Below are 11,670 nucleotides of genomic sequence, written 5' to 3'. Positions count from 1 at the left end.
TTTTGCGGGGGGATTACCCCGGGGCGCTGCCTGTATGGCGTGGCCTGGAACTGGATCAGGACGATCTGCTGCGGGCGGAGCTGATCCAGCAGCTGATGTGTCATGGCCGGGTGGACGGGCGCCGTGTCGCCGCATCCCACGGCATCGATTTCGATCGCGAATTTGCCGCGGAAATCGAATCACTGCGGCAACTGGTCGATGACGGATTGGCCCATATCGAGGACGGTGTGGTTTCGGCGACCCGGCCAGGAAGGCCTTTGCTGCGGCTGATCGCCATGTGCTTTGACCGCTATTTGAAAGCTCCGCAGCAGCCGGCCCGGTATTCCAAAGCGATCTGACCGCAGCCGGCGTGCGCTCTGTGGTCCGGAAACGGGCAGGCCGGCACGCCATGCAATTCACAATTGCCGCGTGATCAGGCACGCTATCGCGGTGCCCGGATGGCGAAATTGGTAGACGCATCGGACTTAAAATCCGCCGGCCGCGAGGCCATGCCGGTTCGATTCCGGCTCCGGGCACCATGACTTAGGCGGCTTTTGCCGCCTTTTTTATTTCCGCAATCCGGGGGGCTTTTCCGCAATTCATCGCGTCGGTGTCACTTTCGCGCCGCGGCGATTGCGTACGTAGTGCTCGGTCATGACCACTGAAGAGTGGCCGAGCTGGCGCTGCGCCTGGCGGATATCCCCGGCTGAATCTGTCTTGTCCGTGCCGGCCTTGGCGCGCAGATCCCGGAACTGGATGCCATCGACGTTGGCTGCCCTGCACGCCTTCTGCCACCGCCTGGACATGGCTGCCACGGTCATCGCTCGTCCATGCTCGTTCACCACCAGGCGCGTGCTGTGGACCGTGTAGCCGCGCTTCCGATCTCGGATCCGGCCCAGCAGAACGGCCAGCTCTTCGCTGACCTCGACGCGCAGCTTCTTGGCGGTCTTGCCCTGCTGCAGGTGGATCGCTCCGTCGCGCACGTCCATCTCCGACAAGCCCAGCACGTCCGCCGGTCGCTGCCCGAGCAGGTAGGCGAGGTCCATCGCGTCCTGCAGACACGGATCTGCTGCGCTCCAGACCGCTTGGTACTGGGCGTCCTCGATGTAGACGTCGCGCCCGGTCTCCTTGAATCCCTTGATGCCGGCGCAGGGGTTGGGCAGGGCTGTGTAGCCGCGGTCGCGTGCGTAGTTCCAGATGTGCGAGAGCAGCGCCTTCTCGCGGTTGGCCCGCACCTTGCCGGTGCCGCCCTTGGTGCGCCAGGTCATGTACTGGCGGACGTTCACCGGCTGGATCGCCTCGACCGGCGCCGGCGGATCGTCGAAGAACTCGAGCAGCTTCAGGACCTCGCGCTGGTTGTCGGCGAAGGTGCGCGCAGCCTTCTGACTGGCCACCTCGGCCATGTACCGGTCACACACCCAGCGGAACATCACCTTGGGGGCGGTGGAGACGTGCGTGGCGCGCTCAATCTCCGCCCAGCGCTGGATCGCCAGCCCGTAGTCGCGGCCCAGTGATTCCTCGCGGCGCGGCGTACCGCCGTGGTCGTAGAAGTAGTAGGTCACCGCGCCGCGCTTGCGTGCGCGTAGGCGAGGGACGGCACCTGGCTTAGATGGCTTCCTTCCCATGTCATGCGGCCTTGTTTGGCTTCCACGTCGGAGTTCCGGCCGCTTCCTGTGCCGGCAGGCCGTCAATAGTCGATCGCAGCACCACCGGCCAGCCGTGACCGTCCAAATAGTGCCTGATGCCGTTCTGGCTCAGAAACGCCACCTGGCGTGCCTTCTGCGGCGTGCGGCACAGCTGGGCCACTTCCTGTTTCGATAGGGCGATGCCGTCAGCCATGTTGCTCTCCTTCCAGCGCCGCGCGGGCGCCGCTGATCCGTTGTTCGTTGGCCAGCGCCTCGGCGCGCAGCCGGATGATCTCGTTGGCCGCCGTGGCCAGCTGCTCGCGTAACAACTCCTTGGGCGGCTGCTTCATGCGCTTGGCTGGCTTGGGGAAGAGCTGCGGTTTCATGCTGCGGCCCTCTGCCGGTAGGTGTGCGCCATTTGGATGCGTTCGCCGATCCACGTGATCACCGGTACCGCGAAGCTGTTGCCCAGCATTTTGTAGCGAGGGCCATCGGCCATCGGCTTGCCCTTCGCGTTCGGCACCAGGGTCCAATCGTCAGGCGCGCCTTGCAGTCGCTCGCACTCGCGCGGGGTGAGTCGGCGGACCTGCATGCCTTGCTGGACTGCCAAGTGACTGCCTCCGTTCTGGTGGCTGTCGGCATGACCCATGCTGCGCATCGTGCTGGCAATCTCGCCGACGCCGAAGCCCGCCCGGCCACTGGCCTTGCAGTCGAACGCTACTGGCACCAGTGGCGTGCCGCGACCCGTGCCGTCTTCGCTGGCGTCAAAACCATCGGCGCGGAGCGTATGGGCTACTGCGGGGATGATCGTGCAGGTCTCCCAGTCTTGGCGTTTGGCCTCGCCCGTTGTGACACAACGGGCGATCTCGGGGATCAATTGGCCGCGCTCACCATCTTCAGCGCCACGTTCTCCAGCGCTGCGCGTAAGGGTGCCGGCAACTCCTTCCCCCGTTTCTCGGCGCGGCGCAGAATCCCCGCGCAGGCTGTCGGGCTCAAGTAGTACCGGGGGTCTACCGGCCCAGTCTCCAGTATCGAGGACAGCGAACACGCGACGGCGCCGCTGCGCCACTCCGAACCACTGCGCGTCCAGCACGCTCCATTCGACAAGTCCGTTCGGGCCGAGCGCCACGCCTTCGTTGCCCCAGCCGTCACGGGGGACATCGAGTTCGCATCCTGCCAATGCCCCAGCCACGACAGCAAAGTCTCGCCCGCGGTTGCTACTGAACGCCCCGGGGACGTTTTCCCAGACGAGCCAGCGTGCGCCGCAAAAAGTCCGAGCTGCATTGAAAATCCTCAGTTGTTCGTGAAACAGGCCGGAGCGTGCGCCGGCCAGACCAGCGCGGTTGCCGGCGACGGATAGGTCCTGACACGGGCTGCCGCCGATGACGACATCGATGTGACCCAGCGCGGCGATCTGTTCGTCGGTGATTTCGGTAACGCTGCCCAGGTTCGGGACATGCGGCAGGCGATGCGCAAGCAGTGCGCACGGTGCCGGATCAATCTCGGCAACGCCGACGCATTCCCAGCCGAGAAGCGCCCACGCCAAGTGCGCAGCTTCCATGCCAGAGAACAGCGACAGGTAGCGGATAGCGCTCATACCGCATACCTCGGCTGCGGCCGCACGGGCCCGAACCACAGGCACATGCGGTTGTTCAGTGCGATCTGCACCGGATCCCGCTCAACCGGGGGCAGGGGAGCGCGAAGCCGACGCCGGTCGTTCACGCACACGGTGCAGATCGAGTCGCGGCCACGGCTGCCGGCCTTGGGGAAGGCTTGCTCAGGCAATGGGCGATGGCATGCGGTGCAGTTACGCATCACTCCACCCCCTGCGGGCGGGCGGCGAGATCGTTGGCGAGCAGGTGCAGCATGGCAGCCGCAATGCTGTCGCTGTCATCCGGTCGCACATGCACGACGCCGTAGCCGTCTGCCGTCACGATGATTGAGCCATCTTCCTGACGCTGAAAGCTCCATCCCTCCGGCGCGGCGCGCATGGCGGCAGCTGCTTCACGCAGATGGTCGTGCTGTTCACCATTGAGCGCGTGGCCCCGCGTGTCGTCCGCGAGGGCGTCAAGTGTTTCGGCCAACTCCCTGGCCCGCTGCATGTCGTCAGTCATCGGACACCCCCGCGCCGTGGCTGGTGGGCTGCAAGCGGTCAAGTTGTGCCTGCTGTTGAGCGCGCCCCATCTGGCTCAACAGCGGGGTGCGTGCAGACGTGTCGTGCACACAACCCCAGTAGTGCTGGAAGGTCTGGCCGAGCGGACTTTCGCGTCCGCACTCGCTGCATTTCTGGCTCATTCCCCCACCTCGGCGCTGGTGGCCTGCGCACCGGTCCATGCCGGGTGGTGTATGGCTTTAGCTGCTAGGTACGCGTCGCCAGCTTCCTTGGCAGTTGCGTACCGTCCAATCACCTCTTGTTTGAAGTTAATTCGGATAATCGCCTCCCACGGATCGACGCTCCCTCCGCGATAACGGACCCCAACATAGCCATGCGGGTTTCGATGCGGAATGCAGCAGTTCTGCTGGTTCTCTTGCGGCGTCACTTCGCGCAGGTTCTCCCACCTGTTGTCGAGGCGGTCCCCATTACGGTGATCAATCTGCATTTCCGGCCACGCTCCCGTTTGCAGTAGCCACGCCACGCGATGGGCGCGATAGTGCTTGCCATCGAGCCCGATCGATCGGTAACCGTGGCTGTCCACCTTTCCAGCGACACTGCCCTTGTTTGCTCTCCCCCTGGTAACAAGCCAAGTGAAGTCGCCAGTTTCAGGGTTGTAGGAAACTGCCTTCTGAATATCCATGGTCAGTCGGCCTCCACATCGTCGCCCTTGGGGTTGGCGTCGATCAGGGACAGAATATCTGCGAGGACAATGTCCGGGTCGGCTTGGTCTGCAGGTACGCGCATCGGGGCCTGTCCCGTCGTAATGCGCACAATTGCAGCCTTGATGCGTTCGCGGAACTGCTCAAGGTCGATCCCCGGCGCTGCGGGGGTGCTCATCGTAGGTTTCTCGATCAGCGCACGAATGTCATCGACGGGGCTACCGGTGTAGCTGCGGTCAGTCGCCCAGCGATCAGCCAATGCGCGCAGGGTTGCCACGTCCACAGCCGTCGCCGCAGCGACGGGGGCGGCTGCATAGCCATCAATGCCATAGGTGCCAATGATCCCCAGCGCGTGGCGGCCCTTCGGCAACGCCAAAAGCTGCACTTCGGGAAGGTTGCTGCCGAGGTCAAGATAACCGCCAGCGCCGATGTCGAGATACGCCACCGCCTCCTGCGCTGCGGGGGTGCTTGCAGCCTCCAGTGCCTTGCGCATCCATGCGGGCGCGTAGCTAACGGCATGGCCGCCAGCATCATCAAATGCCTTCATGGCTGCGCCGAGGCGCGACGGATCGACAACCGGCGCTGCGGCGACGGGGGCGGCGTAGAGCTTCGTGACGGGCCACCCTTTATTCCGCCACCGCTCTGCGACGACTGGATCGAAGGTTGTCGCTGACCTGTCGGTCAGGTGGTCGTCTGTGAACCACGCCACCGCCTCCTGCGCTGCGGCGACGGGGGCGGCGTAGAGCGGGATGGCAATAGAGCCTGACGGTCCCCACTGCTGAATCCCTTCGATTGCCAGCGACTCCGAAGTGTAAAAATCGTCACCAACTTGCCACGCCGCCGCCTCCTGTGCTGCGGCGACGGAGGCTGCGAAACTGTCGCGGAAACCGAGGAACAGCTTGTATACGGGGCTGTCGTTGCCGCCGGCCAGCTTCCACAGCTGATCAAGCGCCTGATCATATGCATCAAGCCCAGCCTCCTGCGCTGCGGCGGGCAGCACTGGTGCTTGGATATCCGGCAAGCCGGTGGGTTCGGTGTTACTCATCACAGCACCCCGCGATTCGTCACGAACGGGATCGAGTCATCCGCAAACTCTTCCATCGTCTCCCGCGCACTCGGGGCATCGGTTGCACGCTCCGGACGCTGGCGCTGGGGTGCGCCGCCACGGCTGCCACTGCTGCCGCCGGACTGGGAGTCGGATTTCCCGCCAACCAGGGTTACATCGGCCACGCGCAGGGTGATGTAGGTCTTTCCGTCATGCTCACGCGTACCCAGCTCGCCGGACACGCCCAGCTGCGAGCCCTTCGTGATGTATTCGCCGACCTTCTCGAATCGCTTGCCCCATGCGGAGCAGTCGATCCAGATGGTTTGCTTCTTGTCGCCGAAGCCGGAATCCACGGCCAGCGACCAGCCGGTAACGGGATCGCCGCCTTGAGTGAATCTACAAACGGCATCTTTACCAACCCTTCCGATGAAATTGCAGTTGTTCATTTTGGAGACCTCTTGTTGAGCGCATATAGGCGAGCCGTAGATGGGCTGATTCCCATGGATAGTCCGATTGATGTGTAAGCTTCACCAGCCGCGCGGCGGCGTTTGATCGTTTCGGCCTGCTCGTGCGTGAGTGCTGGCTGCTGTTGTGGGCCTAACCTTCTATTGGATCCGCGTCGTCCCCGCCGGATCATGTCGGCTATGTTTTTCTTCTGGTCGCCGGCTTCCAAGTGATCCGGATTGACGCACGATGGGTTGTCACACTTGTGGAGAATGAAAAGGCCGGCGGGGATGGAGCCGTTGGCCATCTCAAACGAGACTCTGTGAGCTTTGAGCGGCGACTTTCCGCGCCCAGCCGATAGGCGCCCATAGCCCAGCCTGTCTTTTGTCCCACGCCATTCCCAGCAGCCAGATTCCGCCTTGTTGACATACTTCCAGAATCGTTCAGAGATTGGCGCTGGCTTGGCATTTGCCCGGTTGGCGCAAGGTTGAGAGCAGAAACGCCGGAGCGCCCAGGTTTTCTCATCGTCTCGGGGCCGCTTGCTAAATCGGGTTCCGCATTCAACGCATTCTTTGCCTACACGGCCCACTGCGTTGAAACAATTCATGCGGCGCTCCTGATGTTCTTCATGTTCTCGACGATGGCCTCGACTTCAGCGTCAGCGACAGTCACGGCATCCCTGAGTTGATTGATTGCCGCCTCATCGCGCTGCACGCGCGTGATTGCGAGATCCAGCCCTTCCGGGAAGCGCGGATCGAAGCTCACGACGTCGCACCACTGGCGGCCGGTGATCCACATCTGCCCCTGTACCTGCCAGCGGTATTCCTTCGCATGCGCGCCATTGCTCAGCGCGGCGAAATGCTTTGCCTGCGATGCCGGGCACTTGAATTCCACCAGCCCGTCATCGCCAAGCAGGCCGTCTGGCGATACGCCGACATTGGCCCAGCGCGGGTCGGTGACAAACGACGCAAGCTCTACCAGCTCGCCGGTATGGGCTTCATACGCACCGCGCGCCAGCGGCTCCAGCTCCGATCCCCGGCGCATGGCATCGTTGGTAAACGACTGCTCCGGCTCGCCGGTCAGGCGCTCAAGCGCAAGCGTGATGATCAGGTTCTGTCGGCTCGCGGATGGGCCAGACTTCGTTGTCGCCATCAAGTCAGCGAAGCGGGAGGCGGTGAACTTGCCGGCACGCGCGGCCAGCCATTCGGTTGATCCCTGAATCACTGGGCCACCTCCACGGCGTCAGCCTTCTCTGCAATTTCCTTGAACTCCTGGACGCGATCCTTGACCAGCTCGCGCTGTGCCGGCGCCGACTTCCATACCTCGCGGAAGTGAGCCACGCCCTTCTGAGCCTCGGCACGGAAGTGAGCCAGGGCGGCGTCGCGCTCGGGGCTGTCTGCGGGCGTTGCCTGTTCAATCGCCAGCGCCGCTGCCTTGCTCGGCTGCGATACACGAACCACCTCCGCCTCAACAATCCGCTCCGCCTCGTCCTGCTCGTAGATTCCCACGAAACCGAACGCCAGCCGGGCGCACTGAATCATTGACTTGTGGCGCAGCATCCGGCGCGGGTGCGACTTCCACGGGCCGACACCATCGCGGCGGCACTCGGCCATCCACTCGGTGACCTTGATCGGGTGGTTGCGGTCCTTGCGGTAGATGATGCAGGTGCAAGATTCATCGTCCTGCTGGAAGTCCATGCCGTCGAACATGGCGTGCGAATTGATGATCCGCGACCAGCCGTCAACACCGACCACCGGCACGATGCCATTGTTGCGGTCGGGGAATGCGTAGATCTCTTTCGTCCACGGGTTAAGGCCGTATTGATTGGCGACGACCAGGAGCGCGATCATCTGCGCATCCGACACCTGACCCTTGAACGCGGTCGCCTTCAATACTGATACCAGCGCGGCCGGATCTTCCGACGCAATGGACAGCGACTTTGCGAGATTTGCTGTTTGCGAAACTACGAGATTGCTCATTTCCTGCTCCATGTGTGTAGTTGCCGGTGCGTCGCGGCTGCCGGCACAGCCCAGTTCCTTGCACTTCCGTGTGCTAGCGCGACGCTCGCCCCACTCGGTTGTAGTTGCCGGCTCTGGGGAGCCCGGCCGGCGCGGGGTGCCTGCGGGGAACAGGCGGGGGATCAGCGAACCGGCCGCTTCGTCTGCGGCGGGAAATCGGGAATTTTCGTGGGCGGCACAATCTGCGGCTTGCGGCGCTCGCGGTTGAAGATGTGCAGCTCATCCCAGGCGAAGATGGCCGCGATGATTGCGAGCAGGCCGAACACGAGGACGAAGCTGTAGGCGTACTTGTGCCACGCTAGCCAAGACAGGCCGGCCAGCAGCAGTGAGGCGAGTACCCACATTGCGAAGGGGGCGAGGTTTTTCATTCCGCGTCTCCGGCTGCCTTGGCGATGGCATCCCGGGCGGCGAAGTAGGCGAGCGCCAGCGCGGACGACGGAATCTCGTCATAGATGCGGTCGTCGTCCCAATCTGGCCCGATGCCACAGAAGTGGCCCATCGCCTCAATGAGCATCACGTTCGCCTTGTGACTATCCGTCGCGGCGGCGCGGCGGTTCCATTTGGATACGAAACCCTCCTTGAATCCGAACTCCACCGGCCCGCTGGACTGACAGCGAGTGCAGGCGATGCAGGACCCGCCTTCGTTTTCGCTGTCGCCGGGGCCAAAATCGATGCGCTCGGCCTCGCCGCCACAGAACGGACACGCCAGCAGCTCCCTGGCCCGCTGTTCATCACTCATCATCGATCTCCTTTTCGTCGCAGCAGATGCCGCTTTCGGCTTCGATTCGGTCCAGCGGGTCAGGGATTGGCAGCGGCGGGATGCCCTGCTGTATCGCCTTGATGAAATCGAGGTCATCCATCACGGCTGCACCTGCGCTGCGCACCAGATCATCAGCAGCCACATGCAGCTGATGACCGTGTAGCCGAAAACATTCCAGGCGAAGCGCTTCATGACAGCGCTCCCAGCAGGGTGGCCACGCCAACTCCGAGGCCGAACGACACCGCGGCGATCACCACCATCAAGATGGCGTCCTCGCGGGCGCGGCGCGCCAGTTCGCGTTCGAGAGTGGCGCTCATGCGTAACCTGCCTTTGCGATAGCAACTCGCATCCCGTTGGTGACGACTGGGCATCCGAAATCGTCCAACTGAGTGGCGTAGCAAAGCCCGTCCATGCAGAACTCGCCTTTGCGATCACCCCACGACCGCCAGTAAGCGATACCTGCGCACAGGACCCGGCAGACCATGGCGTGGTCTGGCGCGGCCGCGATCAGGCGGGCGTTGGCGCGCATCACTTCATAGCCGAGCTGCGTGGGAGTACCGAGATAGCTCGTATCCGGAACAGAGCTCACATCCGCGATGCACCATCCGTCGGTGCTGTCTGCGGGAGCACCATCACCGCTATCTGCTCCCAGAGCCGCATGGACCCGGACGCCATCGATGACGGACCACGGCCCCGGCGTTCCCTTGAACTCACTCATCGCAACTCTCCTTTTCGTCGCAGCAGATGCCGTTTTCGGCTTCGATTTGGTCCAGCGGGTCAGGGATTGGCAGCGGCGGGATGCCCTGCTGCATCGCCTTGATGAAGTCGGGGTCGTCCATCACGGCTGCACCTGCGCAGCGCACCAGAGCATCAGCAGCCACATGCAGCTGATGACCGTGTAGCCGAAAACGTTCCAGGCGAAGCGCTTCATGACAGCGCTCCCAGCAACGACGCCACGCCAACGCCGAGGCCAACACCGAGGCCGAATGACACCGCGGCGATCACGACCAAGAAGATGGCGTCCTCGCGTGCACGGCGCTCCAGCTCGCGCTCGAGAGTGGTGCTCATGCGGCACCCCGGCATTCATTCACCGCGCGGCGCAGGTTCTCGCAGGTTTCGCACGGGCAGCCGTGGGCATAGGAATTATCGGCAGCAGCGATCAGCCGCTCTACGTTGTCGCGAGCCTGTTTCGTGCGCCGGATTTCCAGCTCGATCACTTCGGCGCTGTCGCCGGCTGCGCGCTTGTCGGCGGCCAGCTGTTCCAGCTCCACGACGTAGCGGTCGAAGACTTCGAGGGCGGGGGAGGCGCTCATGCTGCGCGCTCCTGCAAGCCTTCCGGGTCGCGGTCGTCGTACTCAGGAAAGTGCTTGTCGGCTTCGCTGGAGGCATCGGACTCGGCGTCGCGGCGAATGCGCGAGGTGGCAACGGCGCTCAGCTCGCGGAACAGCGGCAAGCCGGCCTCGGCCATGCCGCAGTCGGTCTGCGCGATGTCGAACGCAGCGCGGAAGCGGGCCAGCGACTTGAGCAAGCGCTCGCCGTCGTCCTCATAGCCGATGAACTCGCTGATGGCATCGGCCACCCGGTCCTCATCGGCCAGGCGCTCGGCGGTCAGTTCCTTGGTGCGTTCGGCGATGAACTCGTCCCGGGCTTCTTCACGGGAGTCGATCGCGTCGTTGCGGGTCTTCCAGTTGTCGTAGGCCGTAGCCATGTTCCGTTCCCCGTATGGCCCGGGTGGGCCGACGGAGGGAGTAAATCATGGGTTACTTGCGACAGTCAACTATAATTTACTCAATGGGCAAAAAAAGGGCCGGCGCACTGCCAGCCCTGTGCTTTTCAGGCGTACCGCGAGCGAATCAGGCCAGCCTCGTCGAATGTGATGCCGTCGGCGAGGCATTCGCGCCCGCGCTCAAGATCCCTGTGGAGTGCGATCAGGTCGTCGTCAGAAAGGTCATCGATGCCGGCCACCCCTACGGTGGCCTGGTCAACAAGGAGTTGGAACCCAAACTGCCGATATGCCCTTACAAGACTCTTGATGACGCGGACATGGCTCTGCCGGGTGATGTCATCCATCTTCCCAATGAAGCCGCACTCGACTGCTGCCCCCTTAGCTGGCGGCGCTGCGTTTATCCGCTGCAGCAGCTTGCCCAGCAAGTCGTCCGTTTTGCTCATCATCACTCCTGTCAGAATCGCGCTTCGCCCGCCAGTGGGCGAAGTCCACCAAATTCCTCTGATCCACAGGCCTCTCATCCTCTGCAATCCATGCGTAGGCGTCGGCAAAAAGATCTGCCTCAGTACGTATGGAGAAATCCTTGCCAAGTGATGAGAAGGCCTGTTCTAGGAAATCCAGCGTCTGAATAAGGATGGCCGGGTCGGGTCGCGCAAGCTGAGATTGCCGAGACGAAGCTGCGTCACGAGGGCCTTCGCCAGTTGAAAGCCAGCGCAAGTTGACGCCGAAGTACCGCGCCCAGCCTTCGAGAAAGATGCCGTTCGGAGTCTGGTTGTGCCCCTTTTCCAGCCGGCCAACGTACTGCTTCGACGTGCCGACGATGTCGGCCATCTGGGGCTGGGTCATGTCGGCGCCCTCGCGGAGCTGCCTGAGTCGGTCACCGATAGTCATGTAACTAATGATTGACCCTTGGCGGTAACTTCGGGTTGACCACCGCAAGTAAACAGTGATTTACTTGCGGCATGAACCCGACCATCGCTGACGCAAAAGCCGCCCTCGGCATCGAAACGAACGCTGAGTTCGCCCGCTTCCTTGGCCTCCCGAAGCAGTCGCTGACGGGGCGCGCAGATACCGACCAGATGCCGGATGCCTGGTGCTGGCGTGCTGCAAAGAAGCGGCCCGATCTGTTTGGGCCTGCCGCAGAAAGCAGCGCCGAGGCTGTCGCCTGACATGCCCACCTCAGCATCTCGGGAACGGCACAACAACGCCTGGCTGGGCAGGGCGCTTCCGTTCGCGCTTCGGCACGAACCGCACGGCAA

24 protein-coding genes, 1 tRNA gene and 1 pseudogene are annotated in these 11,670 nt (G+C 63.2%); 3 read left to right on the top strand and 23 right to left on the bottom strand.

The features are described from left to right. Positions 1-338: pseudogene (locus ARC78_RS14355) on the top strand (oxygen-independent coproporphyrinogen III oxidase); the annotation flags it as partial. Between the two features lie 93 nt (positions 339-431). After that, positions 432-518 (top strand) — tRNA-Leu (locus ARC78_RS14350). A 60-nt stretch (positions 519-578) separates the two neighbouring features. Here the strand turns inward: ARC78_RS14350 and ARC78_RS14345 are convergent. From ARC78_RS14345 to ARC78_RS14265, 23 genes are all read right to left on the bottom strand, one after another. Beyond that, the gene (locus tag ARC78_RS14345) at positions 579-1,604 is read right to left on the bottom strand and encodes a site-specific integrase (protein WP_054660061.1); all 1,026 of its coding nucleotides are present in this window, start codon (positions 1,602-1,604) and stop codon (positions 579-581) included. A gap of 1 nt (position 1,605) precedes the next feature. Beyond that, positions 1,606-1,818, bottom strand: coding sequence for a DUF4224 domain-containing protein (locus ARC78_RS14340; RefSeq protein WP_054660059.1), 213 nt, complete (start codon positions 1,816-1,818; stop codon positions 1,606-1,608). Further along, the gene (locus tag ARC78_RS14335; RefSeq protein ID WP_054660057.1) at positions 1,811-1,990 is read right to left on the bottom strand and encodes a hypothetical protein; all 180 of its coding nucleotides are present in this window, start codon (positions 1,988-1,990) and stop codon (positions 1,811-1,813) included. Before ARC78_RS14335 ends, ARC78_RS14340 begins: the two co-directional genes overlap by 8 nt. Further along, positions 1,987-3,201: a DNA cytosine methyltransferase gene (locus tag ARC78_RS14330; RefSeq protein ID WP_054660055.1), complete on the bottom strand. Its 1,215-nt coding sequence runs from the start codon at positions 3,199-3,201 to the stop codon at positions 1,987-1,989. The genes ARC78_RS14335 and ARC78_RS14330 overlap by 4 nt, the downstream gene beginning before the upstream one ends. 217 nt (positions 3,202-3,418) lie before the next feature. Further along, on the bottom strand, positions 3,419-3,718 hold the full coding sequence (locus ARC78_RS14325; protein WP_057506538.1) for a hypothetical protein: 300 nt from the start codon (positions 3,716-3,718) through the stop codon (positions 3,419-3,421). Continuing rightward, positions 3,711-3,899 carry a hypothetical protein gene (locus tag ARC78_RS16690; RefSeq protein ID WP_145974355.1) on the bottom strand — a complete coding sequence of 63 codons (189 nt, stop codon included), beginning with the start codon at positions 3,897-3,899 and terminating at the stop codon, positions 3,711-3,713. Before ARC78_RS16690 ends, ARC78_RS14325 begins: the two co-directional genes overlap by 8 nt. Further along, a complete protein-coding gene (locus ARC78_RS14320; RefSeq protein ID WP_054657417.1) occupies positions 3,896-4,399 on the bottom strand; it encodes an HNH endonuclease signature motif containing protein in 504 nt (167 codons plus the stop codon). Before ARC78_RS14320 ends, ARC78_RS16690 begins: the two co-directional genes overlap by 4 nt. A gap of 2 nt (positions 4,400-4,401) precedes the next feature. Then, a complete protein-coding gene (locus tag ARC78_RS14315) occupies positions 4,402-5,463 on the bottom strand; it encodes a hypothetical protein (RefSeq protein ID WP_145974354.1) in 1,062 nt (353 codons plus the stop codon). After that, positions 5,463-5,909 carry a single-stranded DNA-binding protein gene (locus ARC78_RS14310; protein ID WP_083468376.1) on the bottom strand — a complete coding sequence of 149 codons (447 nt, stop codon included), beginning with the start codon at positions 5,907-5,909 and terminating at the stop codon, positions 5,463-5,465. Before ARC78_RS14310 ends, ARC78_RS14315 begins: the two co-directional genes overlap by 1 nt. Next, entirely contained in the window at positions 5,906-6,514 is a 609-nt protein-coding gene (locus ARC78_RS17140; RefSeq protein ID WP_083468375.1) for an HNH endonuclease, read from the bottom strand. Before ARC78_RS17140 ends, ARC78_RS14310 begins: the two co-directional genes overlap by 4 nt. Further along, complete coding sequence (locus tag ARC78_RS14305; protein ID WP_057506537.1) at positions 6,511-7,131, bottom strand: lambda exonuclease family protein; 621 nt, start codon at positions 7,129-7,131, stop codon at positions 6,511-6,513. Before ARC78_RS14305 ends, ARC78_RS17140 begins: the two co-directional genes overlap by 4 nt. Next, positions 7,128-7,886: a phage recombination protein Bet gene (bet, locus tag ARC78_RS14300; protein WP_096144986.1), complete on the bottom strand. Its 759-nt coding sequence runs from the start codon at positions 7,884-7,886 to the stop codon at positions 7,128-7,130. The genes ARC78_RS14305 and bet overlap by 4 nt, the downstream gene beginning before the upstream one ends. Positions 7,887-8,047: 161 nt before the next feature. Then, the gene (locus ARC78_RS14295; protein ID WP_145974353.1) at positions 8,048-8,293 is read right to left on the bottom strand and encodes a hypothetical protein; all 246 of its coding nucleotides are present in this window, start codon (positions 8,291-8,293) and stop codon (positions 8,048-8,050) included. Continuing rightward, complete coding sequence (locus tag ARC78_RS16685) at positions 8,290-8,664, bottom strand: Lar family restriction alleviation protein (RefSeq protein ID WP_054657407.1); 375 nt, start codon at positions 8,662-8,664, stop codon at positions 8,290-8,292. The genes ARC78_RS14295 and ARC78_RS16685 overlap by 4 nt, the downstream gene beginning before the upstream one ends. After that, positions 8,657-8,785: a hypothetical protein gene (locus ARC78_RS17065; RefSeq protein WP_256202274.1), complete on the bottom strand. Its 129-nt coding sequence runs from the start codon at positions 8,783-8,785 to the stop codon at positions 8,657-8,659. The genes ARC78_RS16685 and ARC78_RS17065 overlap by 8 nt, the downstream gene beginning before the upstream one ends. 88 nt (positions 8,786-8,873) lie before the next feature. Beyond that, positions 8,874-9,002 carry a hypothetical protein gene (locus tag ARC78_RS17060; protein ID WP_256202273.1) on the bottom strand — a complete coding sequence of 43 codons (129 nt, stop codon included), beginning with the start codon at positions 9,000-9,002 and terminating at the stop codon, positions 8,874-8,876. Continuing rightward, positions 8,999-9,403 carry a hypothetical protein gene (locus tag ARC78_RS14285; RefSeq protein WP_054657405.1) on the bottom strand — a complete coding sequence of 135 codons (405 nt, stop codon included), beginning with the start codon at positions 9,401-9,403 and terminating at the stop codon, positions 8,999-9,001. The genes ARC78_RS17060 and ARC78_RS14285 overlap by 4 nt, the downstream gene beginning before the upstream one ends. After that, positions 9,396-9,524, bottom strand: coding sequence for a hypothetical protein (locus tag ARC78_RS17055; RefSeq protein WP_256202272.1), 129 nt, complete (start codon positions 9,522-9,524; stop codon positions 9,396-9,398). The genes ARC78_RS14285 and ARC78_RS17055 overlap by 8 nt, the downstream gene beginning before the upstream one ends. Positions 9,525-9,612: 88 nt before the next feature. Then, positions 9,613-9,753, bottom strand: a complete 141-nt coding sequence (locus ARC78_RS16800) for a hypothetical protein (RefSeq protein ID WP_157722746.1) — start codon at positions 9,751-9,753, stop codon at positions 9,613-9,615. Beyond that, the gene (locus ARC78_RS14280) at positions 9,750-9,998 is read right to left on the bottom strand and encodes a hypothetical protein (protein ID WP_054657403.1); all 249 of its coding nucleotides are present in this window, start codon (positions 9,996-9,998) and stop codon (positions 9,750-9,752) included. Before ARC78_RS14280 ends, ARC78_RS16800 begins: the two co-directional genes overlap by 4 nt. Further along, positions 9,995-10,393, bottom strand: a complete 399-nt coding sequence (locus ARC78_RS14275; protein ID WP_054657401.1) for a hypothetical protein — start codon at positions 10,391-10,393, stop codon at positions 9,995-9,997. Before ARC78_RS14275 ends, ARC78_RS14280 begins: the two co-directional genes overlap by 4 nt. A gap of 125 nt (positions 10,394-10,518) precedes the next feature. After that, on the bottom strand, positions 10,519-10,755 hold the full coding sequence (locus tag ARC78_RS14270; protein WP_054657399.1) for a hypothetical protein: 237 nt from the start codon (positions 10,753-10,755) through the stop codon (positions 10,519-10,521). 34 nt (positions 10,756-10,789) lie between these two features. After that, a complete protein-coding gene (locus ARC78_RS14265; RefSeq protein WP_054657397.1) occupies positions 10,790-11,302 on the bottom strand; it encodes a helix-turn-helix domain-containing protein in 513 nt (170 codons plus the stop codon). Between the two features lie 71 nt (positions 11,303-11,373). Here ARC78_RS14265 and ARC78_RS14260 point away from each other — a divergent pair, with 71 nt between their 5' ends. Continuing rightward, positions 11,374-11,580, top strand: coding sequence for a hypothetical protein (locus ARC78_RS14260; protein ID WP_054657395.1), 207 nt, complete (start codon positions 11,374-11,376; stop codon positions 11,578-11,580). Positions 11,581-11,670 lie beyond the last annotated feature (90 nt).

The organism is Stenotrophomonas pictorum JCM 9942, assembly GCF_001431585.1.
GTDB classification, from domain to species: domain Bacteria; phylum Pseudomonadota; class Gammaproteobacteria; order Xanthomonadales; family Xanthomonadaceae; genus Stenotrophomonas; species Stenotrophomonas pictorum.
Note: the sequence above shows the minus strand (reverse complement) of the source record. Positions and strands in the feature narration are given on the sequence as shown.